This window comes from Janthinobacterium sp. HH104 (assembly GCF_001758715.1).
GTDB classification, from domain to species: Bacteria; Pseudomonadota; Gammaproteobacteria; order Burkholderiales; family Burkholderiaceae_D; genus Janthinobacterium; species Janthinobacterium aestuarii.
In genome coordinates this window covers 35,203-61,004 of record NZ_LRIB01000013.1, presented here as the reverse complement: position 1 = coordinate 61,004, position 25,802 = coordinate 35,203, and the positions used below count along the sequence as shown (strand labels likewise).

The window sequence follows — 25,802 nt, the reverse complement described above, 5'->3', positions numbered from 1 at the left end:
GATAGCCAAGGCGGCGCAAAGCAAGCTGGTCAATATCGGTGTAGGCTATGACGTTAGAAGTTACTAAATGACATTGTTTCTCAATTTGCGGCTCCAGCCGGGGCCGCTTCATTGGAGGCCATTTTGTTTGTACAAAACCAACTCAAGTCCTGGATCGCCAGCATCCGCAGCAAAACCGCCTTGCCGCTACGCATAGAATTGTGGAACGGCCAGCACGTCGACCTGTCCAGCGAAGCGCCCAGAGTCACCATCCGCCTGCCAACCGTCGCCTCGGCCCGCTATCTGCTGAACCCGTCGCTGGCGAATCTGGGTTCGGCCTATGTGGAAGGCAATATCGAAGTCAAGGGCACGGCCCAGGACATGATTTCCATCTGCAATGCCCTGGCACGCAATACCCTGAAGCCGGAAGGCAAGCTGGCCCGCATCGTGCGCAGCTTTACGCACGACAAGAGCAAGGATGCGGAAGCCATCCGCTATCACTACGATGTGTCGAATGCCTTCTATGAGCAGTTTCTCGACCCCGGCCTCGTGTATTCCTGCGCCTATTTCGAACAGGGCGATGAAACCCTGGCGCAGGCGCAAGTCAAGAAAATCGACCATATCCTGAAAAAAATCCAGCTGCAGCCGGGTCAGACCCTGCTCGACATCGGCTGCGGCTGGGGCGCGCTCGTCATGCGTGCCGCGCAGCAATATGGCGCCCGTTGCGTGGGCGTGACCCTGTCGGAAAACCAGTACGCGCTGGCGCGCGAGCGCGTGGCGGCGGCCGGCCTGGCGCACCTGATCGATATCCGCCTGCAAGATTACCGCGACGTGACGGGCCAGTTCGACCGCATCACCAGCGTGGGCATGTTCGAGCATGTGGGCCTGAAACATTTGCCCAACTACTTTTCCATCATCAACAAGCTGCTGGCGCCGGACGGCATGGCGATGAACCACGGCATCACCTCGACCGATCCGGACAATGGCGAAACGCCGTACGGCGGCGGCGAATTCATCGAAAAATATGTGTTCCCGCATGGCGAGCTGGCCCACATCGGCAATGTCCTGAAAACCATGCAGCAGGGGGGGCTGGAAGTGCTGGACGTGGAAAACCTGCGGCGCCACTATGCGCGCACGTGCGCCCTGTGGACGGAAAATTTCGAAGCCCATGCCGAGCAGATCCGTCCGCTGGCGGGCGAACGGCGCTTCCGCATCTGGCACGTCTACCTGGCCGGCTGCGCCTATGCCTTCGAGCAAGATTTGATCAGCCTGTACCAGATCGTCTGCGTGAAGGCGGGGCGGCGTTCGTCCACCTTGCCCTGGTCGCGCAACTACATGTATGCGCAGGAGAATACGCAGGAAACAAGGCCGGCGCCCGTGCTCACGCCCTGACAGACGGACACGTGCGGGGCGCTTACTTCAGGCGCCCCGCATACATGGCGCGGAATTTCTCCACCTTGGGCGCGACGACGAGCGCGCAATAGCCCTGCAAGGGATGCTGCTCGACATAATTCTGGTGGTACTCCTCGGCCGGATAAAAGGTGGCGGCCGACGCCAGCTGCGTGACGATGGGCGCATCCCACACGCCGGCCATCTCGGCGAGCACCTTGCGCGCCACCTTTTCCTGTTCCGCCGACTGGTAATGGATGACGGAGCGAAATTGCGTGCCGACATCGTTGCCTTGCCGGTTCATGGTGGTGGGGTCGTGCAAAGTAAAAAAGATTTCCAGCAAGTCGTGATAACTGATGACGGCGGGATCGAATTCCAGGCGCACCACTTCCGCGTGGCCTGTCTCGCCCGTGCACACCTGTTCATATGTGGGGTTGGGTACGCTGCCGCCCGTATAGCCGGCCTCGACGCGCGTCACGCCGCGCACTTCCCCGTACACGGCATCGAGGCACCAGAAACAGCCACCGCCGAATACCGCCACTTCCGTCTGTTGATGCATGATGTCCTCCCGCAACGCCTCTGCGACGTATCATTTCATTACTGTAACGCAAAGCGCCATGGCCTGCAGTGCCGCTTGAAACGGTGCGTGGTGCACCGCACATAAGGGGCATGCCGGCCACGATTGCGCTGGCGTGGCCGATTTTTGGCATAATGTCAGCAAATAGACAGGTCACCCATGAACACACGCTCTCCCCGCGCGCCAGCGCAAGAATTCGATACGGCACATTTCCGCCAGGCGCTGTCGCAGTTTGCCACCGGCGTGACGGTCATTACGACGCGCCTGGCCGACGGCAGTTTCCGCGGCTTGACGGCCAGTTCCTTCAATTCCGTCTCGCTGTCGCCGCCGCTGGTGCTGTGGAGCCTCGGTTCCGTGGCGAACAGCATGCCCATCTTCAGCGGCAACTCGCATTACGTCATCAACGTGCTCGGTGCCGAGCAGGCGGAACTGGCCACGCGCTTTTCACGCCGCACCCCGAACCCATTCGACGACGTCGAATACGAACTGTCGCGCACGGGCCAGCCCATCCTGAAAGGCGCGTCGGCCTGGTTCGAATGCCACAACCGCAGCCGCTATCCGGAAGGCGACCACGTCATTTTCGTGGGCGAAGTGGAACAATGCGCGTTTGCCGCGCAACCGCCCTTGATCTTCCACAATGGGAAGTTCAATACACCGCCAGCCTGAGCGGGACAAAAAAAAAATCCGCCGAGGCGGATTTTTTGTTTTACAGGGTAAAGTTATACCCGATGCTGACACTCACGGCGAGCGGGTCGAGCGTGATGCTCTGCGTCTGCCCCGTCGAGAATTTCGCCTTGGTTTTCAGGAAGGTCTTGACCACGGCCACGTCGGCAAACCAGCGCTCGTTGATCGCCAAGGTGCTGCCAACCACCAGGCTGCCTGCCAGCTTGTTGTCCAGGCGGTAGGTGACCGGTTTTCCACCCGGATCGAGCAAGGCCGTCATCTGGCCCGAGCCTTTTTCTTTCTGGAAATAGGCATATGTCAAACCCGCGCCCACGTAAGGACGGATCATCGCATTGGGCTGGAAGAAGCGGTACTGGATGAAGGCCGTCGGCGGCAAGGCTTCCGCCGTCCCCAGCTTGCCCGTACCCTTGATGGAACCATCGCCGACCAGCTCATGCTTGTACGGCACGCCCAGGATCATTTCAGCGGAAATATTGTCCGTGATCATGTAGGCAAAGGTCAGGATGGGCTTGGTGTCCGCCTTGACGTCGGCCTTGGTGTTCGGCAATGCCGGCGCGGAAATGTCGCCACTGTCGACGTGCGGCGTGATCTTGTTGACGCCGGCCTTGACCATCCAGGTGCCTGCGCTTTGCGCCGAAGCGCCCGTCGCCATGGCCATCGCGGCGGCCACGGCCAGCACGCGTACAGCGGTATTCAAACGATTCTTCATCTTGTCTCCTGATTCATTGTGTGCGGAGTGTTCCGCTATCGAGTCTTGTCGCTGCCAGCGCCAGCCACGCCCCGGGGACGCAGCTGGCGCGGCCATCCTTACAGCCAGCCCCGCACAACCATGTCCTTGGCCACATAACGTGCCAGCAGCAGGTTGTTGAACGGCGTAGGATGCACATCATCGGCATACGAGTAGTGGCTGACGTCGCCCGCTTTCAGGTTCGTGCCATTGCAGACCAGCGAGCTGCCCAGAATATTGCCTGGCGCGCTCAAGTCGCACGCCGTCTCGCTGACGTTGGTCAAGCCATACGGGCCAGGGTTGGTGGCCTGGTCATGGCTGACGGCAAACACGTCGACCAGCAAGACTTTCGCGTTGCCGTTCAGGCCGCCACTGAGTTCGCCGTTGAAGGCGCTGACCATGGCGTTGATGAGCGCCTTGGTATTGGCATCCTTGCTCAGACCCGACGGCGTACCGGCCACGTCAGGCAGATTGTTGACGATGACATAGTTGGCGCCCTTGGCGATGATCTGGTCCTTGACCAGCGCCACCAGTTCGGTACCCGCTTGTTTCATGGCGGCAACCAGCGTCGGTCCCTGAGCCACGGCGTAATCGGCACCGGCCTTGGCGCCGGCAGCGTTACCCGTCACCGTCGCATCGGCTTGCGCCTTGGCGGCCAGGGCAGGGGCCAGGGTTGGGGCATTCGTATTGCCGGCAATCACGGCGGCTTGCACGGCGGCGCCGACGATGGTCGTCGACGTGGCGCCCGGCGCGGCGCTGGCCGTCTTGATGGCGGCGCCGATGGCAGCCGCTGCCGTCGCAGGGTTGGTGGCGCCAGCGGCCAGAGCCATGGCCAGGTTGGTGGCGAAAGCCTGGGCGCCTGCGGCCGCGCCTGCAGCCTGGCCAGCAGCGGTCGCGCCTGCTTGCAATGCGCCCAGCTGGAACAGCACGTCATTACCGCCGGCCATCACGAAAACGGCTTCCGTGCCGCTGAACTTGCCGCCGGAAACGGCCAGGTGGTTCGCGATCTGCGTCACCACGGGGACGGTCAGGGCGCCCAGCGGACTGCCCGTCAATTTGTTGTTCGGACCGACGGGGTTGGTGACGCGCGAACCGCCCATGGCGTAGCCGTAGCAGCCGGCATGCTTGACGCGCGGTACGGAAAGGCCTTGCGCCGCATTCCCCTCCAGCCCCGTCTCGGCGGCGCATGGCGCGGCCAGGCCGAATTGCGCGGCCAGGTGCTCGGTCCAGTTCTTGCCCGTCAGTTCAGGATTGATCTTGGTATTGTCGCCATTGATGGTGAACTTGCCGCCACCTTTGGCCTGCACCGTACCCACGGCATACGAGCCGACATCGGACAGGCTGTCGCCAAACGACACCTGCGCCGTGTATTTGACTTTCAAGGCTTGATCACCGCCACTGGCGCCGCCGCAACCTGCCAGGACAGCCGCAGCCAGCACGGCCAGCGCGAATTTTGTTTGATGCATTTTGTCTCCTCGGTCTTTTTTCTGGTTTCTAAACGAACGGGCGTGCTATTCGCTACCCAACTAATATGCCATCGTTCCTCAGGCTTGTATAGAAAATATGTTTTAAAAATCAACGAAATAACAACATCGCCAGCGCCCTGTCACGAGCGGCCGATCTGCTGAATTATGGAGGATTTACTATGTTTCGTGGCAAGCATTGCTATTGCGCTGCATCAATAAAAAGCCCCTTGCGGGGCTTTTTTCAGACGGAGAGGAATTGCTGCAAGATACCACTTGAGCCGAACGCGGCACGCCGCAAACGGTCATTGATGCCCAGCCACTCAGGGCCGGTCGGAGGCGCTTCGACGAGTATCAGTTCGGCGCCGACCTGGTCCATCGTGCGCAGCGAGGCATACAGCGCATGTGCGTAGTTTTCCGGCTTGGCGGCCAGGCGCACGCTGGCGCTGGCCGGCGGCAGATCCGAGTAATGGATCAGGGCCACGCGGCGCCCGTCGTTGAGCAGGCGGTTCAAGGTGGCGCTCACGTCATCGCTGTGCTGCATCGCAACAGGCGTATGTGGCGCGTAATGCGATTCCAGGGTACCCGAGGCACGCGGCGCGGCTGCATCGGCAACAGCCGGTGCGCGGCCGATGACGGCGGCGATCTGCTCGCTGCTGATATGGCCGGGACGCAACAACACGGGACCATGTGTGGCCAGGCGCGACAGGTCGACGATGGTCGACTCGATGCCCACGTCGCTCTGCCCGCCGTCGAGCACCGCACCCAGCAAGCCGCTGTCGAGTTCCGCCGCGAATTCATCGCGCACGTGCTGCGCCGTGGTGGGGCTGACGTTGCCGAATTTGTTTGCCGACGGCGCGGCCAGGCCGCCCTTGCCGCCCTTGAAAGTGCGTAGCAATTCGATAGCCACCGGGTGCGACGGGCAGCGCAAACCCACCGTATCCTGGCCGCCGGACACAGCGTCGGGGATATGCGCGGCGCGCTTGACGATCAGGGTCAGCGGACCGGGCCAGAAAGCAGCTACCAGTTGCTGCGCTTCCGGCGGGATATCGTCGGACCAGTGCGCCAGGTCGGCACCAGGCGCCACGTGCACGATCACCGGGTGGTCCGATGGACGGCCCTTGGCTTCGTAGATGCGCGCCACGGCGGCCGGGTTTTCCGCATCGGCTCCCAGGCCATACACGGTTTCTGTCGGGAAGGCGACGAGGCCGCCCGCTTCCAGCACGGCAGCGGCCGCTGCCAGGTCTTGTGCGGGCACGCTCACGGCGCGATTCCCAGGATCAGGCAAGCGTCGCGCAAGCGCTGCTGCGCCTGCGGCAACGTGGCGGCGATGAAGGTCAAATGGCCCATCTTGCGGCCACGGCGCGGATCGTCCTTGCCGTACAGGTGCAGACAGGCGCCCGGCAGCGCCAGCACCTGGTCCCATGCCGGTTCAGTGACCACGTCGCTGTCGCCAGCAAACCAGGCGTCGCCGAGGATGTTGAGCATCACGGCCGGCGAATGCTGGCGCACGTCGCCCAGCGGCAAGCGCGCCATGGCCCGCACCTGCTGCGCGAACTGGCTCGTAACGCAGGCATCCATCGTGTAGTGGCCGCTGTTATGCGGGCGCGGCGCCATTTCATTGACCACCAGGCTGCCGTCTTCCAGCACGAAAAATTCGATGCACAGCACGCCGACGTAACCGAGTTCGGCCACCATGGCTTGCGCCGCGCGCTGCGCCTTGGCGGCGCAATCGTCGGACACGTTCGGGCCCGGCACGGTGGTGGTAAACAAGACGCCGTCGCGGTGCACATTCTCGGCGATCGGATACACGACCGATTCGCCATCCACGCCGCGCGCCGTCAGCACGGACACTTCATACGCCAGCGGCAGCATCTTTTCCAACAGGCAAGTTACTTGTCCCATTTCCGCAAAGGCGGCACGCACCTCGTCGCGCGTGCGCACGCGGAACTGGCCCTTGCCGTCATAGCCCATGCGCACGGTTTTCAAGATACCCGGCAACAAGTCGTCGCCGATGGCGTCGATATCGTCTTGCGTGGCGATCACCATGTGCGGCGCCGGCAGCACGCCCGACTTGGCCGCACAGTCGACAAAGAAACGCTTTTCCGCGATGCGGTCCTGCGCCACCGATACGCCATGGGCGTTCGGCGCCACGAACACGCGTTCGGCCAGGCGCGACAGGCTGTCGGCCGGCACGTTCTCGAATTCCGTGGTGACGGCCAGGCATTGCGCCGCCAGGGCGTCGAGACCGGCCACATCGCTGTAGCCGGCATTGATGAGGCGCTGCGCCACCTGTCCCGCAGGGCAGGCGTCCGATGGTTCCAGTACGGCCACCTGATAGCCCATGCTCTGGGCGGCCTGGGCAAACATGCGGCCGAGCTGGCCGCCACCCATCACGCCCAGCCACGCCGGTGGATTGGCGGCGGGCAGCAATGGGGAAGTCGATTTACTATTCATTATTTTTCAAACACATTAATCAGGCAAGACCATGGCCTTGGCGGCGGCCGTTTGCGTGGCACGGAAGGCTTCCAGGCGCTCGGCCAGGGCGTCGTCATTGGCAGCAAGCATCGCTACCGCCGTCAGCGCCGCATTCGCCGCGCCCGCTTCACCGATGGCGAACGTGGCCACCGGCACGCCCTTGGGCATTTGCAGGATGGACAGCATGGAATCTTCGCCGCGCAAGTATTTCGATGGCACGGGCACACCCAGCACGGGCACGATGGTCATCGCCGCCACCATGCCAGGCAGGTGGGCCGCGCCGCCGGCGCCGGCGATGATGGCGCGCAAACCGCGCGCGCGCGCGCTTTTCGCGTACGCATACATCTCGTCGGGCATGCGGTGCGCGGAAATGACTTGCGCTTCGTACGGCACGCCAAACTGTTTCAGCATGGCGACCGCGTTCTGCATCACGTCCCAATCCGAAGACGAGCCCATGATGACGCCGACCAGCGGCTTGTTTTGCTCAGTCATCTCAGGCCTTCAGCTTCTCGCCCGTCAGGCGTTCGATGGCTTCGAAGTACTTGGCCTGGGTTTTTTCGATGACGTCGGCCGGCAGCGCTGGCGCCGGTGCGGTCTTGCCCCAGGTCAGCGTTTCCAGGTAGTCGCGCACGAATTGCTTGTCGAACGACGGTGGCGAAATGCCAGGCTGATACGAATCGGCGGGCCAGAAGCGCGACGAGTCGGCCGTCAGCACTTCATCCATCAAATGCATGACGCCATTGTCGTCCAGGCCGAATTCGAACTTGGTGTCGGCGATGATGATGCCGCGCGTGGCAGCGTATTCGGCGGCCGTCTTGTAGAGTTGAATGGCGACGTCGCGCATCTTGGCGGCCAGTTCCGCGCCGATGCGCTCTTCCATTTCAGCAAAGCTGATGTTTTCATCATGCTCGCCCAGCTCGGCCTTGGCCGCCGGGGTGAAGATCGGCTCCGGCAGTTTTTCCGCCTGTTGCAGGCCCGCCGGCAGCTTGATGCCGCAGATGCTGCCCGTGTCCTGGTAATCTTTCCAGCCCGAACCGATGATGTAGCCGCGCACGACTGCCTCGACCATGATCGGCTTCAAGCGCTTGGCCACGACGGCGCGGCCCTTGACTTGCTCCACTTCCTCGGGCGCGACCACGGATTCCGGCGCCACGCCGGTCAGGTGGTTCGGCACGATATGGCCCAGTTTCTCGAACCAGAAATCGCTCATCTGGTTGAGAACCTTGCCCTTGCCGGGGATAGGCTCGTTCATGACGACATCGAAGGCCGACAGGCGGTCCGTAGTGACGATCAGGATCTTGTCGTCGCCAACGGCGTAATTGTCGCGGACCTTGCCGTGGCCCAGCAATGGCAGGGAGTGGATGGAAGTCTGATAGAGGCTGTTCATAGCGGGGGAATAGTTGGATGAAACGAAACCGGCAGGCAAGGGGTGCCTGCCGGTCGAGAAAATCGGGCACGGAGCATTGCTTCCGGCCCGTTCCAGACAGAATTTTACTTCACAATTTGCGACAGCTCGCCGGCCTTGTAGCGCTCGGCCATTTTTTCCAGTGGCATGGCCTTGATTTTCGACGCCTGGCCTTCGCAGCCGAATGCCTGCATGCGGGCGCGTACGATTTGCTCTGCAGCAAGACGGGCTGGCTTCAGGTAGTCGCGCGGATCGAATTTCGACGGGTTCTCGAACAGGTATTTGCGGATCGCAGCCGTCATCGCCAGGCGGATATCGGTGTCGATGTTGATCTTGCGCACGCCGTGACGGATGCCTTCCTGGATTTCCTCGACTGGCACGCCGTAGGTTTCCTTCATGTCGCCGCCGAATTCGCGGATGATGGCCAGCAATTCCTGCGGCACCGATGAGGAACCGTGCATCACCAGGTGGGTGTTCGGGATGCGCGCGTGGATTTCCTTGATGCGGTCGATGGCCAGGATGTCGCCCGTCGGCTTGCGCGTGAATTTGTAGGCGCCGTGCGAGGTGCCGATGGCGATCGCCAGGGCGTCGCACTGGGTGCGCTGCACGAAGTCGGCCGCTTGTGCTACGTCCGTCAGCAGTTGCTCGCGGGTCATGGTGCCGTCGGCACCGTGGCCGTCTTCCTTGTCGCCCTTCATGGTTTCCAGCGAACCGAGCACGCCCAGTTCCGCTTCCACCGTCACGCCGATGGCGTGCGAGAATTTTACGACTTCACGCGATACTTCCACGTTGTATTCGTAGGAAGCGACCGACTTGCCGTCCGCTTCCAGCGAACCGTCCATCATCACGGAAGTAAAACCCGAGCGGATGGCGGCCATGCAGACGGCCGGCGACTGGCCGTGATCCTGGTGCATGACGACGGGGATGTGCGGATACGCTTCGACGGCGGCGTCGATCAGGTGGCGCAGGAAGGCTTCACCGGCGTACTTGCGCGCGCCAGCGGACGCTTGCATGATCACCGGGCTGTTGAGCGCATCGGCGGCGGCCATGATGGCTTGCACTTGCTCCAGGTTGTTGACGTTGAAAGCAGGAATGCCATAACCGTTTTCGGCGGCATGGTCCAGCAGTTGACGCATGGATACGAGAGACATGGTAATACTCCAGATAACAATAGAAACCGTTGCGGCGCTTCGCGGTCAATGACCGCGGCGGCGCCTGAATTCTTGGACCTTAGTCGAATTCTCCGACCTTCACAATTTTCAAGGCATTCGTGCCGCCCACCTGGCCCATCGGCTCGCCCCAGGTGACGACGATCATGTCGCCCTTGCGGACGATGCCTTGCGCCACCAGCAGCTCTTCCGCCTGCTTCAGCACTTGCGCGCTGGGGGCGTTCTGCATCAGATGATACGCCCGAACATTGCGATACAGCGCGGCTTTGCGCAAAGTCGTCACACTAGGAGTCAACGCGTAGATTGGCGTGTCGATGCTGTGGCGGCTCATCCACAAGGCGGTGGAACCGGATTCCGTCAGCGCCACGATGGCTTTGACGCGCAAATGGTGGGCCGTAAACAGCGCGCCGTACGCGATCGACTGGTCGATGCGGGTAAACGTGACGTTGAGGAAATCGGCATCGAGCTTGTTGTATTCGGACTGTTCCGCTTCCACGCAGATGGCGGCCATCATTTCCACCGTCTCGATCGGGTACTTGCCCGAGGCCGTCTCGGCCGACGTCATGACGGCATCCGTGCCGTCGAGCACGGCATTCGCCACGTCGGACACTTCCGCACGGGTCGGCACGGCGTTGACGATCATCGATTCCATCATCTGCGTGGCCGTGATCGCCAGCTTGTTCGATGCGCGCGCCATCTTGATCATGCGCTTTTGCAAGGCCGGCACGGCCGCATTGCCCACCTCGACCGCCAGGTCGCCACGCGCCACCATGATGCCGTCGGAAGCGTCGAGAATCTCTTGCAGCGCAGGAATGGCTTCGGCCCGCTCGATCTTGGCGATCATCATCGGCTTGTGGTGGTACGGTTCGCCGGCGATATTGGCCAGCTGGCGCGCCATTTCCATGTCGGTCGCGCATTTCGGGAAGGAAATAGCCAGATAGTCGGCCTGGAAACTCATGGCCGTCTTGATGTCTTCCATATCCTTGGCCGTCAGCGCCGGGGCCGACAGGCCGCCGCCCTGGCGGTTGATGCCCTTGTTGTTCGACAGCTCGCCGCCAATCTTGACGGTCGTGTGGATTTCGCTGCCGTGGATGCGCTCGACGATCAGCACGATGAGGCCGTCGTTCAGCAGCAAGACGTCGCCCTTGTGCAAGTCGCGCGGCAAGGCCTTGTAGTCGAGGCCGACTCTTTCCTGGTTGCCCAGTTCACCGTTCTCGCCCCACTTGGCGTCGAGGATGAAGCGCTCGCCCGCTTCGAGCTGGATGCGTGTGTTTTCAAACTTGCCGACGCGAATCTTCGGTCCTTGCATGTCGGCCATGATGGCCACTTCGCGGCCGCACTCGGCGGCCGCCAGGCGCACCAGCGCCGCACGGTCGATATGGTCTTGCGCCTTGCCGTGGGAAAAATTCAAGCGCACCACGTCGACGCCCGCACGTATCATTTTGACCAGGATATCGAAGTCAGTGGAAGCGGGGCCGATTGTTGCTACGATTTTTGTACCGCGTGGCATAGGAGTCCTTGTGCGCGAGCGAAGGTGAGCAAGACCTGGCGGCTGAGCCGCCCGGCAAGGTAAAAGCGCAGCGGTCAGGCTGCGCTTGGTGGCACTGCAGTCAGGCCGGATCAGCCTGCGCGTTGCATCAGGATCTCAACTGCTGGGAGCGTTTTGCCTTCCAGGAACTCCAGGAAAGCGCCGCCACCGGTCGAGATATAGCTGATTTTATCGGTAATATCGTATTTGGCAATCGCCGCCAGGGTGTCGCCACCGCCGGCAATCGAGAAAGCTTTCGAGTCGGCAATAGCCAGGGCCAGGGTCTTGGTGCCATTGCCGAACTGGTCGAATTCGAATACGCCAACGGGGCCGTTCCACACGATGGTGCCGGCGGCGCCGATCTGCTGCGCCAGCAGGGCGGCCGTTTTCGGGCCGATATCGAGGATCATGTCGTCGTCCGCCACGTCGGCCACGTCCTTGACGGTAGCGGCTGCCGTTGGCGAGAATTCCTTGGCGCACACGACGTCGACGGGAATCGGCACTTGCGCGCCGCGCTTGGCCATGATCTCGATGATGGCTTTTGCCTCTTCAACGAGCTCCGCTTCCACCAGCGACTTGCCGACGTTCAAGCCGACGGCCTTCATGAAGGTATTGGCGATGCCGCCGCCGACGATCAGGTTATCGACCTTGTCGGACAGGGCTTTCAAAATGGTCAGCTTGCTCGATACTTTCGAACCGGCAACGATGGCCAGCAATGGACGGGCTGGTGCGTGCAGCGCTTTGCCCAGCGCATCGAGTTCGGCGGCCAGCAGCGGGCCGGCGCAGGCGACGGGCGCGAACTTGGCGATGCCGTGCGTGGACGCTTCGGCGCGGTGGGCCGTGCCGAACGCGTCATTGACGTAGATATCGCACAATTTGGCCATTTTTTGCGCCAGCTCATCGCTGTTTTTCTTTTCGCCCTTGTTGACGCGCACGTTTTCCAGCAAGACCACTTGGCCGGCGGCCAGATTTTCCAGGCCGGCGCCATCGATCCAGTTTTGTTTCAGTGCAACTTCCTGGCCCAGCAGCTCGGACAGGCGGGCGGCCACGGGCGCCAGGCTGTCGGCTGGCTTGAACTCGCCTTCCGTCGGACGGCCCAGGTGCGACGTCACCATGACGGCAGCGCCAGCGTCAAGGGCGGCGCGAATGGCCGGCACCGAGGCGCGGATGCGCGTATCTTCGGTGATCTTGCCACTGTCATCTTGCGGGACGTTCAGGTCGGCGCGGATAAACACGCGCTTGCCTTGCAGTGCATTTTGGGCGATCAAATCTTGCAGACGGATGAAGTTGAGAACAGCTGACATGGCGATCCAGATGACGAGTGGAAGGAAGTGCGCTATTTTACCGCAAGGACCAGACCAAATCGCCGATTTGTCCTGCTTTACTGAAAAACATGCAACAGTCGCAAGCCCGTGAAAACCAGCATGCCGAAGACGATGGTTTGCAGCATATTGCGGCGAATCACGAAAAAGAGCGTGGCGGCAATACCCGACAAGAGTTTCAAATTCGATAATTCGAAGTGCACTTGCTGCCCTTCCATCAGCAGGTCGGGCGCGATGATGGCCGCCAGCGCGCAGGCCGGCGCATAGCGCAGCATCTCGCCCACGCGGCGCGGGATGGTGATGTGATGGCCGATCAGCCAGAAGGTGCTGCGCGTGGCGGCCGTTGCCACCACCAGCACGGCGATGGCGATCCACACGTCGGCCCTGCCCCAGTCGATGCCGTCAATCATGGCGTTTTGTCCATTTTTCTGTCAATTCTTCCACAGCCATGGCGCTGACCATACCCACCACGACGGCCACCAGCAAGCCCAGCTTATACGGCAGGCTGAAGGCCAGCACGGCCACCGCGCCCGCCACCAGCACGCCGCACAGGGCGGCGCGGCTGAGGATCAGCGGCACCGTCACGCACAGGATCGCCAGGGTGCCCGCGAAACCGAGCCCCCATTCGGCCGGCACGACGGCGCCCAGCACGATGCCGATGAAGGAACCGATTTGCCAGGCCAGCCAGTTGGGGTAGATCAAGCCTTTCAGGAAAGGCAGCTTGGCCGGGTCCGGCGTTTCATGGGGGTAGCGCTGCAGGAACAGGCCCACCGTGATGTCGCCAGCCACATAGCCGAGCGCAAAGCGCTGGCGCCACGGCAGATGGGAAAAATGGGGGGCCAGCAGCACGGAAAAGATAACAAAACGCAAATTGACGACGAGGGCCGTGGCAAAGATCACCCACACGGGCGCCTGCGCGGCCAGCAGGGGCAAGGACGCGAGCTGGGCCGAGCCGGCAAAGACAAACAGGGTCATGGCCCCCGCCTGCGCGACAGTCAAGCCGCTTTTCACCATGGCCACACCCACCACCATGCCCCAGGCGGCAATGCCCAGCAGGGTGGGCGCACCCAGGTTCAGGCCGGCGCGCCAGGCGTCTTTCAGCAGGGCCTCGTCCTTGGCGGCCGGGACGGCGTTCATGCGGCGCTCCGGCCGAGGTAGTGTGGTAACTGCACAACAATGGTGCGCGGAGAACGGCTCCGCAACGGTGATACCGGCAAGGCAAATCCAGTCAGGGTGGCGCTACGGCAGCCATATTGTCGCGAAAAACCGCGCCGCAGCCGAAGATGATCAAGCCGACATTTTAGCCATGATTTTTGCTGTCTGCCTGAATCCGTTAAAATCGTGCTTTTGGCAGCAGCCGACTTCCTTCCATACAGCCTCACGGAGCATGACAAGATGACAAAAACCACCCAGCCAGCGGTCGAACTCGACAGTAAAGACTTGCCAGCCCACTGCCCTAACCCGGCCATGCCGCTGTGGTCGTCGCATCCGCGCGTGTTCCTGGAATTCAACAAGGACGGCGTCGCCAAGTGCCCGTACTGCGGCACGGCCTACACGCTGAAGGAAGGCGCCAGCGCCGGCCATCATTAAACTGCCCAGCGGCGCGCCCCCAGCGCGCCGTTTTTATTTGCATCAAGTTATAGCGATCAGCCCGGAGTCGTCATGAAACGTCTGAAAGAACTCAATGGCAGCGCCGCCGAAGTCGAAGCGGCGTTCTACGATGCCTTGCACCGCGCCGACCTCGAAGCGCTGATGGCGCTATGGGCCGACGATGAAGAGATCGTCTGCATCCACCCGGGTGGCGCGCGCCTGATCGGCCATGCCGCCATCCGCGCCTCGTGGGAAACCATTCTGGCCGGCGGCGGCCTGCACATCGTGCCGGCGCAGCTGCATGAAACGCACAATCTGATGAGTTCGGTGCACACGGTGATCGAAGGCGTGACCCAGGAAGAAGGCGGCCCGGCGCATCTGCTGGCCACGAATGTGTATGTCAAAACGCCGCGCGGCTGGCGCATCGTGCTGCACCACGCTTCCATCGCCCCCGGTGGCGCACCGGCCGACGCCGCGGGGACGCAGATCCTGCACTGATGGCTTTGTCTCTTTCCTACACCGCCCCGCTGTGGCTGCCTGGCGGCCACGCGCAAACGATTTATCCGGCCGTATGCCTCGCCAAGCCAGCCGTGGCCTTCCGCCGCGAACGCTGGCAAGCGCCCGATGGCGATTTCGTCGACGTCGACCTGGTCGATGGCCAGCCAGGCCAGCCCTTCGTCGTGCTGTTCCACGGCCTGGAAGGCTCGTCGAACAGCCATTACGCGCGCTCACTGATGGCCGAGGTGGCCGCGCGCGGCTGGTCCGGCGCCGTGCCGCATTTTCGCGGCTGCTCGGGCGAGGCGAACCTGGCGCCCCGTTTTTACCATTCGGGTGATGCGCAGGAAGTGGACTGGATCGTGCAGCGCCTGCGCCCGCGCGCCACGGGAAAGTTGTATGCGGCCGGCGTCTCGCTGGGCGGCAACGCCCTGCTGTGCTGGCTGGGCCAATCGCAGCACCAGGCCGATTTCATCGATGCGGCAGCGGCCGTGTCCGCCCCGCTGGACCTGGCGCAAGGGGGCAAGGCCCTGTCTTCGGGCGCCAACCGGCTCTACACGCGCATGTTCCTGAACACCCTGAAACCGAAATGCCTGGCCAAGCTCGAGCAGTTTCCCGGCTTGTTCGCGCGCGACGCCATGCTGGCCGCGCGCGATCTGCACGCCTTCGATAATGTCGTCACGGCACCCCTGCACGGCTACCGCGACGCCGACGATTACTGGCACCGCGCCAGCGCCAAACACGTCTTGCAGGACATTACCGTGCCGACCCTGGTGCTGAATGCGCAAAACGATCCTTTCCTGCCCGGGCGCTTCTTGCCGCGCAGCGCCGCGCCGAACGTCACGCTCGAGTATCCGCGCCACGGCGGCCACGTCGGCTTTGCCTCTGGCAAGATGCCGGGAAGCTTGCATTGGCTGCCGCAACGGCTGCTCTCCTTCTTTGAAAACGGCAACATGGCGCCGTCCGCACGGCAAAGCTGGCACGCTGGCGGTGCGCGCACTCACACGGAAAACGCTACACATGGATGAACTCGTCAAGCAAGCCCTGGCCAAATGGCCGAACGTACCCCACTGCTACGGCTGGCTGGGCCTGGACGCGCGCGGCCACTGGCGCATGCGCGACCAGCAGGCGCAGCAGCAGCAACTGCCCGGCGACAAAATTGCCCATGCGGCCCTGTTAAACTTTATCAACCGCAATTACGCCCAGGATGAACGCGGTTGCTGGTTTTTCCAGAATGGCCCGCAGCGCGTGTATGTGAATCTGGAAGCGACGCCGTACATCGCCCGCAGCGATCCGCAACACGGTTTTGTCTTGCAGACGGGTGTGCCACTAGCGAGAATCGAGCAGGTTTACCTGTGCGACAACGGCGCGCTGATCTTGCTCCACGCCGATATCGTGGCGCAGGTCGACGACCGCGACATGGCGCAAGTGCTGGCGTCGCTGCGCGTTGATGGGCTGGTCTTGAGCGACGAGACCCTGCTAGCCTGGCTGGAGCATGCTCAAGGCAATTTGATGTTATTGCATGACAGCAAGGAGATCGCCGTGCAGCCGCTGGGCTATGACTCCGTGCCGCAGACCTTCGGCTTCCAGCGGGCGCCGCAAGCCGATAAAAACTAGCCCTTCTGGTCCTTGATCTGCTCGCGGCGCTTTTCCTGCAGTTCACGCTCGCGCGCATCGATCACGGCCTGGTCATAAAAAGTTGCGTCCGTCGATTTGCGGGCGATCGTCAGCTGGTCCAGCGCGGCCATGGTGGCGCCCTGCAGCACGTAGGATTCAGCCAGCGCCATGTGCTGCAAGGTCATCTTGCCCTGGTCCGCATAGGCTTTCGCCAGCAAGTCGTAGAGTTCCGGCTCTTCCTTGTATAGCTGCACCTGCTCGCGCAGATACACGGTTGATTGCTCCAGCTTGCCCGCAGCCATCAGCGCTTCCGCATACTGATGGGCAATACCGCGCGAGAGGGGAAATTGCTGGCGCGCAGCGTCCGCCGCCTTCAGGGCTTGCTGCGCCACTTCCTTCTTTTGCGCCGGCATCAACAGCACTTCCAGCCCCATCGCCGTCAGCAAGGAATTGGGCGCCTGCGTGCCGCCCGAGGTAAATACATTCGGCCCGACCGGCTGGTGCAGGGCCGCATTGGCGGCATCGAGTTCCTTTTGCGCCTCCGCCGGCTTGCCCTGCTTGACAGCGACAAAGGACAAACCGTAATGGGCGGCCGTCACTTGGAAGCGGCTTTGCTGCTCCAGCTGCGTCTTGAAGACGGCCTTGGCGTTCAACAGGCCTTGCACGCTTTCATCCTGCAGCACGCGGGCGCGCGCACGGGCCAGATGGAAACTCAGGCTGTCCGCACGCTGCTTGTACGGCTGCTCGCGGATGCGCGCCTGGATGTCGGCGATGCGCTCCGTCGTCAGCGGATGGGTCTGCAGATAGGCGGGCATCAAGTCGCTGTACGAGCGGCTGGCCGCCTGCATGCGGCCAAAGAAGGCCACCATGCCGGTGGTGTCGAAACCGGCTTCGCCCATGATCTGGAAACCGATGCGGTCCGCCTCGCGTTCGGCGTCGCGGCCGAAATTGAGCTGGCGCTGGATGGCCAGGCCCTGGCCGGCGGCAAACACGCCCATGGCCACATCGCCGCCTGCACGCGAAGCGAGCGCTGCCAGCAGCATGGCCGCCAGCGGCATCAGGGCGTCCTGGCGCTGCTGGCCCAGCATGCGCGCGATATGGCGCTGCGCCACGTGGCCGATCTCGTGCGACAGCACGGACGCCAGTTCCGCCTCCGTTTGCGCCGCCAGCACCAGGGCCGAGTGCACGCCGATGAAGCCGCCGGGCAAGGCAAACGCGTTCAACTGGGGATCGCGTACGGCAAAGAAGAAATAGTCGTAATTCGTTTCACCGCGCACGCTGGGGCGTGCCGCCACGAGCGCGTTGCCGAAGGTATTCAGGTATTCGAGCAGAGGCGCGTCGTCGAGATAGTCGCGGTCACCGCGGATGCCGCGCATGATTTCCTCGCCGATCTTGCGCTCCATCGCCGGCGACAGGTCTTCGCGCGACGTGTCGCCCAAGTTCGGCAGGTTCGGCGCCGGCGGCACGGCCAGCGGCGTCCAGCCGCTTCCCGGCTTGGCCGCCACGCTGGCGGCCGGCACCGCTGGCGCGGACGTATAGGTTTGCGCCAGCGCACAGGGCGCCGCCAGCCACAAGGCAGCCAGCACCGACGCGCGCCGGGAGCCGCGCAGCCATGCCGCTGCGGCGTTTTCAACGATGATCGGAAGGGGAGTTTTTGAATTCACGGGTGCTATCATACCTTGTTAGCGGCGCCCATTCCCACGCGTCATGCCAGTGGCATGAGGTCGTGACAGGGCGTGCCGCGCTTCCCTTTTCTTACCTATTTTGACGCCATGACAACAGCAGACAAGCAAGCCCCCGCCGGGGAACTGACCCATTTCGACGCCACGGGCCAGGCCCATATGGTCGACGTGGGCAGCAAGGAAGACACGCGGCGCAGCGCCGTGGCCGCCGGCACCATCCGCATGCAGCCGGCCACCCTGGCATTGATCATTTCCGGCAACGCCAAGAAAGGTGACGTGCTGGGCATCGCCCGCATCGCCGCCATCATGGGCGCCAAGCGCACGAGCGACCTGATTCCCCTGTGCCACCCGCTGGCCCTCACGCGCGTCACCGTCGATTTTGAAGTGGATGAAGCGGCCAACAGCGTGCACTGCCGCGCCCAGGTCGATACGACGGGCAAGACGGGCGTGGAAATGGAAGCGCTCACTTCCGTGCAGATCGGCTTGTTGACGATCTACGACATGTGTAAGGCCGTCGACCGGGGCATGGTCATGACGAATGTGCGCGTGCTGGAAAAGCATGGCGGCAAGTCGGGCGATTGGCACGCCGAGGTGTAATTATTTTGCCTGGCGCGCAAGATGGCCCTGGACGCGGCGCAAGTCGCGCAGCAGCGAGACGGCACTGGCCAGGCACAGTACGATGATGGCCATGGACAGGGGCAAGTGGAATTGCTCCAGCCCTGCCAGCGCAAAGCCGGCGTGGATCAGGAACGTTCCCACGCCCAGCGCGGCGCAGACACAAGCATACAGGGGCGCTCGCGCGGTGGCCAGCAGCACGTGCCGGTAACCGGCCAGCACCACGGTAATCGCCGCCAGGTTAAACACGAGAAAACCCTGCACGCCGCCCGGCAGATGAAACATCTCCCACTCTTTCCAATAGGCAGCGTCGATTTGATGCAAGATCAGGAACAACATGGTCCAGAAGTAGCTGCGCGGCATAAGATTTACATTCGTCAATATTGATCACATTGTAAAGCCTGCACCACGCACCGGCATGTGCCCATGGCGCTTTCGATGTAAAAGTGAATTTCATTGATATAAATGCTTTTTCATCAAGAAATCATGCATACTGCGAGTCGTCCATATCCACATGAGCATCGCATGACAAGCAACAGACCCGCCGCGGAAACCAAGCTCCAGGACTTCGACTTCGAGGCCATGAATCTGCAGGTGGGGGGACGCATCCAGTTCATCACGCACCGTACCATCAAACCCATCCAGCATTTCTCGACCGTGATCGGCTATGTGAAAGACGAGTACCTGATCGTCAAGATTCCCATGGAAAACGGCGCATCCATCATGCTCAACGAGGGTGACAAGCTGACCATCCGCGTGTTTTCCGGTGTCACCGTCTGTTCGTTTTTCTGCAGCGTGCTGCGCATCTTCGGCCGCCCGCTCAACTATGTCCATCTGAGCTTTCCCGATGCCATCCAGGGCACCAGCCTGCGCACGGCCATGCGCGTCAAGGTGGACATTCCGGCGCAGCTGAGCTACCGCGACGTGGCGGCCGTGCCCGTGTTCATCGTCAACCTCAGCGTCTCGGGCGCGCTGATCGAGGCGCCCAGCATGCTTACGCCCGATGACGAAGGCGTGGCGCTGAGCTTTACCCTGCTGGTGCAGCCGAACAAGCATCAGATGCGCGTCAACACGCGCGCCCGCATCCAGAACGTGAGCGTGGGCAAGCCGTCGAATGGCCACGCCACCGGGGTAGCTGAAATTCATACGTACGGCGTGCAATTCATCGACCTGGAACCGACCCACTACACCCTGCTGCAAAACCTCACGTATGAAGCGCTGATCGCGGACCGGCAAAAAATCGTCTGATACCCAACTGGCAAGCGCCACCTACAGCGTCGATGTCACGTCGGGAATGTTGCTTTTGGTAATCGCTTCCTTCGCTGCCGGATTCGTCACGGTGGTGCTATTGAACCAGGTCAGGCTGCTGGTGCCCGGCTTCATGGTCATCGTCACGGTTTGTCCACCGATACCGGTGCCCAGGTCGGCCGCCAGGGTCAGCTCGATATTGCCCTTGTCGACCTTTCCGCTGGCCACTTCGCGCGTGGCACTGAACACGGGGATGGCGCTGGGCACGGCCGGGGTCGGCGTGCTGCAGGCGGCCGCCTCGCCGCCATTTTCCTGCACGCACAGGGCCACGGCAGTCTTCAGCGGCGCAGCGGCCGCCAGCACATTGCTGACCTTGGCCCGCATCGTATAGTCGCCGTACTGGGGAATGGCCACGGCCGCCAGGATGCCGGCGATGGCCACCACGATCATCAGTTCTATCAGGGTAAAACCGCTTTGCGCGCGCATCGTATCCTCCCATTGTGCGTTGCTCGTGCCGTGCATGGTGCAAGCACCATGCCAGCGGCGCGCCCGGGCAGCGGCGGTACGCCTGGAAAGAAAAGCGACGCATTTGGGCGGGTTCGGACCAGCGCCGTCCGCCCAGGCCGGGAATTGGCCTGTCTTGCGGACAAAAAAAAGGAGCCGAAGCTCCTTTTTTGTACTGCATGAACCAGGCTGAAAATTACAGCATGGCTTTCAGCAGACGCGCCATTTCCGACGGGTTTTTGGTCACGGTGATGCCGCAAGCTTCCATGATTTCCAGCTTGGCTTGTGCCGTATCGGCACCGCCCGAGATCAGCGCGCCGGCGTGGCCCATGCGCTTGCCTGGAGGAGCGGTTACGCCAGCGATGAAGCCAACGACCGGTTTTTTCATGTTGTCTTTGATCCAATAAGCCGCGTTGGCTTCGTCCGGGCCACCGATTTCGCCGATCATGATGACCGCGTCGGTATCTGGATCGTCATTGAACATCTTCATGATGTCGATGTGCTTCAGACCGTTGATCGGGTCGCCGCCGATGCCGACTGCCGACGATTGGCCCAGACCCAGTGCGGTCAATTGACCCACTGCTTCATAGGTCAGGGTGCCCGAACGGGACACCACGCCGATACGGCCCTTCTTGTGGATGTGACCTGGCATGATGCCGATCTTGATTTCATCTGGCGTGATCAGGCCTGGGCAGTTAGGGCCCAGCAGCAAGGTTTTGCTGTTGGCTTTAGCCATGCGGTCTTTCAGGGCCATCATGTCGCGGACAGGAATGCCTTCGGTGATGCAAATGGCCAGATCCATTTCGGCTTCGACAGCTTCCCAGATCGCCGCTGCCGCGCCTGCTGGCGGTACGTAGATCACGGAAACGTTGGCGCCGGTTTCTTTTTTCGCTTCGGTAACGTTAGCGAAAATAGGAATGCCTTCGAAATCTTCGCCGGCTTTCTTCGGGTTCACGCCTGCCACGAAGGCAGCTTTGCCGTTCGCGTAGTCGCGGCAACCGCGGGTGTGGAACTGGCCGGTCTTGCCGGTGATCCCTTGGGTAACGACTTTGGTATCTTTATTGATCAGAATGGACATGTTGATTCCTTAATTAAGCTTGACCGGCAGCAGCGGCAACGACGCTCTTGGCTGCATCTTCCATGGTGTCGGCTGCGATGATAGGCAGACCGGAATCGGCCAGCATCTTTTTGCCCAGGTCTTCGTTGGTGCCCTTCATGCGCACGACCAGCGGTACGTTCAGCGAGACGGCTTTCACTGCGGCGATCACGCCTTCAGCGATCACGTCGCAACGCATGATGCCGCCGAAAATGTTCACCAGGATGGCTTTCAGGCCTGGGTTTTTCAGCATGATCTTGAACGCTTCGGTGACTTTTTCTGCCGTGGCGCCGCCGCCGACGTCCAGGAAGTTGGCTGGCTCGCCGCCGAACAGCTTGATGGTGTCCATGGTGGCCATGGCCAGACCGGCGCCGTTCACCAGGCAACCGATGTTGCCGTCGAGCGAAATGTAGGCCAGGTCGAATTTCGACGCTTCGATTTCAGCTGGATCTTCTTCGTCCAGATCGCGCAGGGCGACGATTTCCGGATGACGGAACAGGGCGTTCGGGTCAAAGTTGAACTTGGCGTCCAGGGCGATGACTTTGCCGCTGCCGGTGACGATCAGCGGGTTGATCTCGGCCAGCGAGCAATCGGTTTCCCAGTACGCTTTGTACAGGCCTTGCAGGTTGACGCGGGCGTCGGCGATGGAGCCGGCAGGCACGCCGATCTTGGCGGCGATGTCGTCTGCCTGGGCATCGGTCAGGCCGGTGCCTGGATCGATGGTGACGTGGTGGATCTTCTCAGGGTGGCTCTCTGCCACTTCTTCGATGTCCATACCGCCTTCGGACGAAGCCATCAGGACGATTTTCTGGGTGACGCGGTCGGTGACCAGCGAAACGTACAGTTCTTGTTTGATGTCGGCGCCTTCTTCCACCAGCAGGCGGTTGACTTTCTGGCCTTCGGCGCTGGTCTGGTGCGTGATCAGCTGCATGCCCATGATCTGGTCAGCGTATTCCTTGACCTGTTCGATCGATTTTGCCACTTTCACGCCGCCGCCCTTGCCGCGGCCACCTGCGTGGATCTGCGCCTTGACAACCCATACCGGGCCGCCCAGGGTTTCCGCAGCCTTGACGGCTTCTTCGACGGACATGCACGGAATACCGCGTGGTACCGTCACTCCGTGCTGCCGGAGGATTTCTTTGGCTTGATACTCATGGATTTTCATGCTGGCTTCCCTTCTGATACTGATTTGTAAAAATACGGTTAGTGGTGCAAAAAAAACAGGAAAAACAGAGCGCCGGGGTCACGCTTTGGCTACCCAGCGCGGGTAATACTGTGCCACCGCCCCGCCATCGGTGCGCAGGGCGTGGCATTTGTCGAGTTGAAACGGCTTTTCATGCGACAAGTCAGCATTCTCACCGTCACGGGTCGACCAGACATCGCCGGCAAATGCCTGAACCGTCGCAGTCGGCAAGACTTGCGCCAGTTCGGTCAAATGGGTACAGCCAGCGATTCCCGCCAGGCGCTGTTTCAAGTCGCGGCGGAAATTCTTCAATAAATTCAAACCGATCAGCGCCCTGTAAGCGGGGCCGATGGTATCGCAAAAACCGGGATAGGGCACGGCATCGGAGGCAGCTTCGGCCTCGACAATGGTCAGTTCGCGATCGACGGTAATACGTAAGTGGAGGTCATGCAGAGGGGCGCCGGCGGGACGGGGGCCGGAGGCCAGGGTCGCGTCATAGCTTTTGATGTCGGTGATATGGGCGTCAATATCCCACAGGCCGTCGTCGCGCATATACGCTTGGACGTCGATAACGCGGGAGTGCCGTAGGGCGCGCCGGGATACGGGAGTTGACAGGGGCATAAGACCGATGCCGCTTGCGCGGCCATAATTAGTAAGCAGCCATGTGCCTAAAGCACTCTGTTCGCAGCTTCTACGAACAGCAACCGCACCTGCGGCGCCGCAAAAACCCTAAAAGTGTAGCACACAGGGCGCTAGTTGCGCCGCAACATAATTTTTTATTGGTCGTGCCGTCTGCCGCAAATCATTAACGAAAATCGCAAAATCAATGACAATTATTCACAATGCAGATAACTTGAAAGCATGCCTGCGGCACCGGCGCACTGGCCGGCACCGCGCTTCAGTCAGCCACACCCAGTGCGCGTAAAACGGGCAAGGTGCGCGCGGAAAAATATTCCGCGCGCGCCAGCAGTTCGGCCAGGTTTTCCTCTTCCGTCAACAAGGGCTGCCCGTCCTTCGTCAGCAGTTGCTCCAGGCGCAGCAGTACCGGCCACGTCGCGCGCACCCATTCTTGCGGCGTTGGACAACCTTGCTGTTTTGCCCACAGGAACAGTTGTTGTAAATGCGATACAACCACGCCGCCGCCCGTCAGGGGGCTGGCGAGGCTGTGCAAGTCGGTTCTTGCCAGCGCCTGCTCCAGCAAGTGCGCATTCAGCCGCGCCGTCCGCGGCCGCGCCACGGCGATGTCGGCCTCGTCCTGGACGGCAAGCACGCTGCCCTTGCTGACCAGCACCAATATGATCTGCAGCAAGGCGGCCAGGCCGGCTTCGCTACCCGCCAGTTGCAGCTCCAGTTCGCCTATCGTGTACACGCGATGGTCGGCCATGGCGTCGAGCACGGGCGCATACACGCGCTCGTCCATATCGGCGTCGCCCAGCACCCCATGCACGCTCAACACCACTTCGTCGCGGGGCACGGCCAGCATCACGCGCACGGCCCGCACGGCGCTGACCTGGGCCAACGGCGTCAGCCTGCGCGCGCCCTTGACCCAGTAATCCTTGCGGAATTGCTCGTTGACGAGAAAGGCGCGCGTCGTCTCGCGGAAGACGGGATCGGGTATCCCGGCCAGGAATTGCTGGTGTTCGGCCGTCAGGTTCAGCATGTCGACCAGAGCGGTATAGTTGGCGGACGAGGCGAACTCCAGCTTGGCCTCGCCCAGCATGGCCGCAACGCTGGAAAAGGCCATCGGCTGCCAATCCGCATTGAAATATTCGTGTGCAATATAGTTGCGGTCCAGCGCTTTCAGCTTCTCGAAACGGTCCGCCAGCAGGGGATTGGCCTCCAGATAGCGCGGTTGCACGGCGATCATCCTGTCGACAAAATCGATGGCGCCGTCGACTCGTGCCAGCACGCCCACGCCGGGCGCGCTCATGACGCGGCTATGCTCGGCCAGCAAGTCGCGCATCGGCATCATGGCACTCCAGCCCGGCTGCGTGTTATAGCTGATATAGGCGACGCCACCCACTTTCAGCTTGCGCTGCAGGAAATCGACGATCAAGGCGCGATTTTCTGCCGAGACCCAGCTCCAGATCCCGTGCAGGCAGATAAAGTCGAAATCGGGCAAGTCGTCACGGCAGCAAAACTGCGCGAACGATTCGTCCGTGAACTGTGCGCCGGCGCCGGCCACGCTGGCCAGCTCCTGCGCAAAGGCGGCCTGGGACGGATTGAAATCATTGCCATGCCAGCGCGTGGAAGACGCCGCCGCATGGATGTTGGCGCTGATGCCCTGGCCAAAGCCCAGCTCGCAAGCCGTGCCGCTGGCCGGCAAGGCAAGCCCGGCAGCCAGCAGGGGCAGCCGCAGGCGCAGAGGATTCAATTCTTCGTAATAGCCATAGGTATAGGCGATTTCGGCCATATAGCCGGCATTCCAGTTGCTCATCTCGATCCTGTCACGGTCAGTGGTGCTGCGCGCATCGCACAGCGTTCGAGCGCCAGAATACCTTATCGCGCGGCGTCGCCATACTGGAAACAGACGGCGTTTGAAAGCGCAGTTCATGGGGCACGACGGAGGCCGGCCGGCGCGCCATGACCAGCCTCATTCCTCGTCGGGATCCAGCCCCTTCAAGGCCGCTTGCACGGCGCGCTGGGAAAAGCCGCGCTGCATCAGGAAGCGCATCTGCTTGTTGCGCTGCTCCGCGTCCTGCGCCACTTCGCCAAACTTGCGGCGCCAGACTTCGCAGGCGCGCGCAACTTCCCCTTCGGCCAGGCCCGCCTTGAGTTCCTGCAGCGCCTCGCCGCCGATGCCATGGCTTTGCAGCTCGGCCATGATGCGGCTATTGCCGAAGCGGGCCGAGCGGCGGTGGATCAGCGACTCGGAAAAGCGCTCCTGCGACAGCCAGTTCGCTTGCTCTAGGCTGTCAAGCAAGGCTTCCACGTCATCGCCCTCTTGCGCATGGCGCTGCAGCTTGCGCCGCAATTCCATGCGGCTGTGTTCACGCATCGACAAAAAGCGTAGCGCCCTGCCCTTCAGGCTTAGTTGTACTGCGGCCATAC

The 25,802-nt window shown here is 61.9% G+C and carries 28 protein-coding genes; 8 read left to right on the top strand and 20 right to left on the bottom strand.

Features of this window, described 5'->3' with window-relative positions; all coding sequences use genetic code 11:
- Positions 1 to 123 precede the first annotated feature (123 nt).
- A complete protein-coding gene (locus tag JAB6_RS01165; protein WP_070301069.1) occupies positions 124 to 1,371 on the top strand; it encodes a cyclopropane-fatty-acyl-phospholipid synthase family protein in 1,248 nt (415 codons plus the stop codon).
- Between the two features lie 22 nt (positions 1,372 to 1,393).
- On the opposite strand, the gene msrA is transcribed toward JAB6_RS01165, so the two are convergent.
- Positions 1,394 to 1,927 (bottom strand): peptide-methionine (S)-S-oxide reductase MsrA, encoded by a 534-nt coding sequence (gene msrA, locus JAB6_RS01160; RefSeq protein WP_070301068.1) that lies wholly within the window; start codon positions 1,925 to 1,927, stop codon positions 1,394 to 1,396.
- 177 nt (positions 1,928 to 2,104) lie between these two features.
- On the opposite strand from msrA, the gene JAB6_RS01155 reads away from it, so the two are divergent.
- Complete coding sequence (locus JAB6_RS01155) at positions 2,105 to 2,611, top strand: flavin reductase family protein (RefSeq protein ID WP_034746143.1); 507 nt, start codon at positions 2,105 to 2,107, stop codon at positions 2,609 to 2,611.
- Positions 2,612 to 2,651: 40 nt separating this feature from the next.
- Here the strand turns inward: JAB6_RS01155 and JAB6_RS01150 are convergent, their stop codons facing one another.
- The 11 genes from JAB6_RS01150 to JAB6_RS01100 all read right to left on the bottom strand — a co-directional run bounded on the left by JAB6_RS01150 (position 2,652) and on the right by JAB6_RS01100 (position 13,858).
- Entirely contained in the window at positions 2,652 to 3,338 is a 687-nt protein-coding gene (locus JAB6_RS01150) for an OmpW family protein (RefSeq protein WP_083292464.1), read from the bottom strand.
- Positions 3,339 to 3,436: 98 nt separating this feature from the next.
- The gene (locus JAB6_RS01145; RefSeq protein ID WP_070301067.1) at positions 3,437 to 4,822 is read right to left on the bottom strand and encodes an SGNH/GDSL hydrolase family protein; all 1,386 of its coding nucleotides are present in this window, start codon (positions 4,820 to 4,822) and stop codon (positions 3,437 to 3,439) included.
- A gap of 241 nt (positions 4,823 to 5,063) precedes the next feature.
- Entirely contained in the window at positions 5,064 to 6,083 is a 1,020-nt protein-coding gene (locus JAB6_RS01140) for an L-threonylcarbamoyladenylate synthase (protein WP_070301066.1), read from the bottom strand.
- Positions 6,080 to 7,276, bottom strand: a complete 1,197-nt coding sequence (locus JAB6_RS01135; RefSeq protein ID WP_070301065.1) for a 5-(carboxyamino)imidazole ribonucleotide synthase — start codon at positions 7,274 to 7,276, stop codon at positions 6,080 to 6,082. Before JAB6_RS01135 ends, JAB6_RS01140 begins: the two co-directional genes overlap by 4 nt.
- A gap of 15 nt (positions 7,277 to 7,291) precedes the next feature.
- Positions 7,292 to 7,789: a 5-(carboxyamino)imidazole ribonucleotide mutase gene (gene purE / locus JAB6_RS01130; RefSeq protein ID WP_034746126.1), complete on the bottom strand. Its 498-nt coding sequence runs from the start codon at positions 7,787 to 7,789 to the stop codon at positions 7,292 to 7,294.
- 1 nt (position 7,790) lies between these two features.
- A complete protein-coding gene (locus tag JAB6_RS01125) occupies positions 7,791 to 8,684 on the bottom strand; it encodes a phosphoribosylaminoimidazolesuccinocarboxamide synthase (RefSeq protein ID WP_034746123.1) in 894 nt (297 codons plus the stop codon).
- Between the two features lie 104 nt (positions 8,685 to 8,788).
- Positions 8,789 to 9,853 carry a class II fructose-bisphosphate aldolase gene (fba, locus tag JAB6_RS01120; RefSeq protein WP_034746119.1) on the bottom strand — a complete coding sequence of 355 codons (1,065 nt, stop codon included), beginning with the start codon at positions 9,851 to 9,853 and terminating at the stop codon, positions 8,789 to 8,791.
- Positions 9,854 to 9,932: 79 nt separating this feature from the next.
- A complete protein-coding gene (pyk, locus tag JAB6_RS01115) occupies positions 9,933 to 11,381 on the bottom strand; it encodes a pyruvate kinase (RefSeq protein ID WP_046684386.1) in 1,449 nt (482 codons plus the stop codon).
- 110 nt (positions 11,382 to 11,491) lie between these two features.
- Positions 11,492 to 12,703, bottom strand: a complete 1,212-nt coding sequence (locus JAB6_RS01110) for a phosphoglycerate kinase (RefSeq protein ID WP_070301064.1) — start codon at positions 12,701 to 12,703, stop codon at positions 11,492 to 11,494.
- 77 nt (positions 12,704 to 12,780) lie between these two features.
- A complete protein-coding gene (locus tag JAB6_RS01105; protein WP_070301063.1) occupies positions 12,781 to 13,131 on the bottom strand; it encodes an AzlD domain-containing protein in 351 nt (116 codons plus the stop codon).
- Positions 13,124 to 13,858 (bottom strand): AzlC family ABC transporter permease, encoded by a 735-nt coding sequence (locus tag JAB6_RS01100; RefSeq protein ID WP_070301062.1) that lies wholly within the window; start codon positions 13,856 to 13,858, stop codon positions 13,124 to 13,126. Before JAB6_RS01100 ends, JAB6_RS01105 begins: the two co-directional genes overlap by 8 nt.
- Before the next feature lie 258 nt (positions 13,859 to 14,116).
- On the opposite strand from JAB6_RS01100, the gene JAB6_RS01095 reads away from it, so the two are divergent.
- The 4 genes from JAB6_RS01095 to JAB6_RS01080 all read left to right on the top strand — a co-directional run bounded on the left by JAB6_RS01095 (position 14,117) and on the right by JAB6_RS01080 (position 16,423).
- Entirely contained in the window at positions 14,117 to 14,311 is a 195-nt protein-coding gene (locus tag JAB6_RS01095) for a zinc-finger domain-containing protein (protein ID WP_034746106.1), read from the top strand.
- Between the two features lie 72 nt (positions 14,312 to 14,383).
- Entirely contained in the window at positions 14,384 to 14,809 is a 426-nt protein-coding gene (locus JAB6_RS01090; RefSeq protein WP_034746103.1) for a nuclear transport factor 2 family protein, read from the top strand.
- Positions 14,809 to 15,834: a YheT family hydrolase gene (locus JAB6_RS01085; protein WP_070301061.1), complete on the top strand. Its 1,026-nt coding sequence runs from the start codon at positions 14,809 to 14,811 to the stop codon at positions 15,832 to 15,834. The genes JAB6_RS01090 and JAB6_RS01085 overlap by 1 nt, the downstream gene beginning before the upstream one ends.
- On the top strand, positions 15,827 to 16,423 hold the full coding sequence (locus JAB6_RS01080) for a DUF2946 family protein (RefSeq protein ID WP_070301060.1): 597 nt from the start codon (positions 15,827 to 15,829) through the stop codon (positions 16,421 to 16,423). Before JAB6_RS01085 ends, JAB6_RS01080 begins: the two co-directional genes overlap by 8 nt.
- Here the strand turns inward: JAB6_RS01080 and JAB6_RS01075 are convergent.
- Entirely contained in the window at positions 16,420 to 18,009 is a 1,590-nt protein-coding gene (locus tag JAB6_RS01075) for a M48 family metalloprotease (protein WP_034747711.1), read from the bottom strand. The two genes, JAB6_RS01080 and JAB6_RS01075, sit on opposite strands and share 4 nt — an antisense overlap.
- Positions 18,010 to 18,195: 186 nt before the next feature.
- Here JAB6_RS01075 and moaC point away from each other — a divergent pair, with 186 nt between their 5' ends.
- On the top strand, positions 18,196 to 18,702 hold the full coding sequence (moaC, locus tag JAB6_RS01070; RefSeq protein WP_034746095.1) for a cyclic pyranopterin monophosphate synthase MoaC: 507 nt from the start codon (positions 18,196 to 18,198) through the stop codon (positions 18,700 to 18,702).
- Here the strand turns inward: moaC and JAB6_RS01065 are convergent, their stop codons facing one another.
- Entirely contained in the window at positions 18,703 to 19,083 is a 381-nt protein-coding gene (locus tag JAB6_RS01065) for a DUF6713 family protein (RefSeq protein ID WP_070301059.1), read from the bottom strand.
- A 162-nt stretch (positions 19,084 to 19,245) separates the two neighbouring features.
- Here JAB6_RS01065 and JAB6_RS01060 point away from each other — a divergent pair, with 162 nt between their 5' ends.
- Positions 19,246 to 19,968, top strand: a complete 723-nt coding sequence (locus JAB6_RS01060) for a flagellar brake protein (protein WP_070301058.1) — start codon at positions 19,246 to 19,248, stop codon at positions 19,966 to 19,968.
- A gap of 21 nt (positions 19,969 to 19,989) precedes the next feature.
- Here JAB6_RS01060 and JAB6_RS01055 read toward each other — a convergent pair whose 3' ends face one another.
- The 6 genes from JAB6_RS01055 to recX all read right to left on the bottom strand — a co-directional run bounded on the left by JAB6_RS01055 (position 19,990) and on the right by recX (position 25,800).
- On the bottom strand, positions 19,990 to 20,454 hold the full coding sequence (locus tag JAB6_RS01055) for a pilin (RefSeq protein ID WP_083292517.1): 465 nt from the start codon (positions 20,452 to 20,454) through the stop codon (positions 19,990 to 19,992).
- Positions 20,455 to 20,668: 214 nt separating this feature from the next.
- Positions 20,669 to 21,550 (bottom strand): succinate--CoA ligase subunit alpha, encoded by an 882-nt coding sequence (sucD, locus tag JAB6_RS01050; protein ID WP_034746085.1) that lies wholly within the window; start codon positions 21,548 to 21,550, stop codon positions 20,669 to 20,671.
- A gap of 13 nt (positions 21,551 to 21,563) precedes the next feature.
- On the bottom strand, positions 21,564 to 22,733 hold the full coding sequence (sucC, locus tag JAB6_RS01045) for an ADP-forming succinate--CoA ligase subunit beta (protein ID WP_034746081.1): 1,170 nt from the start codon (positions 22,731 to 22,733) through the stop codon (positions 21,564 to 21,566).
- Between the two features lie 78 nt (positions 22,734 to 22,811).
- A complete protein-coding gene (locus JAB6_RS01040) occupies positions 22,812 to 23,372 on the bottom strand; it encodes a DUF2889 domain-containing protein (RefSeq protein WP_034746078.1) in 561 nt (186 codons plus the stop codon).
- A 277-nt stretch (positions 23,373 to 23,649) separates the two neighbouring features.
- Positions 23,650 to 25,188, bottom strand: coding sequence for a class I SAM-dependent methyltransferase (locus JAB6_RS01035; protein WP_070301056.1), 1,539 nt, complete (start codon positions 25,186 to 25,188; stop codon positions 23,650 to 23,652).
- A gap of 156 nt (positions 25,189 to 25,344) precedes the next feature.
- Positions 25,345 to 25,800 carry a recombination regulator RecX gene (recX, locus tag JAB6_RS01030; RefSeq protein WP_034746072.1) on the bottom strand — a complete coding sequence of 152 codons (456 nt, stop codon included), beginning with the start codon at positions 25,798 to 25,800 and terminating at the stop codon, positions 25,345 to 25,347.
- Positions 25,801 to 25,802: the final 2 nt, after the last annotated feature.

Coding starts and splice junctions, on each gene's coding strand:
- msrA (WP_070301068.1), bottom strand. CDS start 1,927: ATGCATCAACAGACGGAAGTGGCGGTATTCGGCGGTGGCTGTTTCTGG.
- JAB6_RS01155 (WP_034746143.1), top strand. CDS start 2,105: ATGAACACACGCTCTCCCCGCGCGCCAGCGCAAGAATTCGATACGGCA.
- JAB6_RS01150 (WP_083292464.1), bottom strand. CDS start 3,338: ATGAAGAATCGTTTGAATACCGCTGTACGCGTGCTGGCCGTGGCCGCC.
- JAB6_RS01145 (WP_070301067.1), bottom strand. CDS start 4,822: ATGCATCAAACAAAATTCGCGCTGGCCGTGCTGGCTGCGGCTGTCCTG.
- JAB6_RS01135 (WP_070301065.1), bottom strand. CDS start 7,276: ATGAATAGTAAATCGACTTCCCCATTGCTGCCCGCCGCCAATCCACCG.
- purE (WP_034746126.1), bottom strand. CDS start 7,789: ATGACTGAGCAAAACAAGCCGCTGGTCGGCGTCATCATGGGCTCGTCT.
- JAB6_RS01125 (WP_034746123.1), bottom strand. CDS start 8,684: ATGAACAGCCTCTATCAGACTTCCATCCACTCCCTGCCATTGCTGGGC.
- fba (WP_034746119.1), bottom strand. CDS start 9,853: ATGTCTCTCGTATCCATGCGTCAACTGCTGGACCATGCCGCCGAAAAC.
- pyk (WP_046684386.1), bottom strand. CDS start 11,381: ATGCCACGCGGTACAAAAATCGTAGCAACAATCGGCCCCGCTTCCACT.
- JAB6_RS01110 (WP_070301064.1), bottom strand. CDS start 12,703: ATGTCAGCTGTTCTCAACTTCATCCGTCTGCAAGATTTGATCGCCCAA.
- JAB6_RS01105 (WP_070301063.1), bottom strand. CDS start 13,131: ATGATTGACGGCATCGACTGGGGCAGGGCCGACGTGTGGATCGCCATC.
- JAB6_RS01100 (WP_070301062.1), bottom strand. CDS start 13,858: ATGAACGCCGTCCCGGCCGCCAAGGACGAGGCCCTGCTGAAAGACGCC.
- JAB6_RS01095 (WP_034746106.1), top strand. CDS start 14,117: ATGACAAAAACCACCCAGCCAGCGGTCGAACTCGACAGTAAAGACTTG.
- JAB6_RS01090 (WP_034746103.1), top strand. CDS start 14,384: ATGAAACGTCTGAAAGAACTCAATGGCAGCGCCGCCGAAGTCGAAGCG.
- JAB6_RS01085 (WP_070301061.1), top strand. CDS start 14,809: ATGGCTTTGTCTCTTTCCTACACCGCCCCGCTGTGGCTGCCTGGCGGC.
- JAB6_RS01080 (WP_070301060.1), top strand. CDS start 15,827: ATGGATGAACTCGTCAAGCAAGCCCTGGCCAAATGGCCGAACGTACCC.
- moaC (WP_034746095.1), top strand. CDS start 18,196: ATGACAACAGCAGACAAGCAAGCCCCCGCCGGGGAACTGACCCATTTC.
- JAB6_RS01065 (WP_070301059.1), bottom strand. CDS start 19,083: ATGCCGCGCAGCTACTTCTGGACCATGTTGTTCCTGATCTTGCATCAA.
- JAB6_RS01060 (WP_070301058.1), top strand. CDS start 19,246: ATGACAAGCAACAGACCCGCCGCGGAAACCAAGCTCCAGGACTTCGAC.
- JAB6_RS01055 (WP_083292517.1), bottom strand. CDS start 20,454: ATGCGCGCGCAAAGCGGTTTTACCCTGATAGAACTGATGATCGTGGTG.
- sucD (WP_034746085.1), bottom strand. CDS start 21,550: ATGTCCATTCTGATCAATAAAGATACCAAAGTCGTTACCCAAGGGATC.
- sucC (WP_034746081.1), bottom strand. CDS start 22,733: ATGAAAATCCATGAGTATCAAGCCAAAGAAATCCTCCGGCAGCACGGA.
- JAB6_RS01040 (WP_034746078.1), bottom strand. CDS start 23,372: ATGCCCCTGTCAACTCCCGTATCCCGGCGCGCCCTACGGCACTCCCGC.
- JAB6_RS01035 (WP_070301056.1), bottom strand. CDS start 25,188: ATGAGCAACTGGAATGCCGGCTATATGGCCGAAATCGCCTATACCTAT.
- recX (WP_034746072.1), bottom strand. CDS start 25,800: ATGGCCGCAGTACAACTAAGCCTGAAGGGCAGGGCGCTACGCTTTTTG.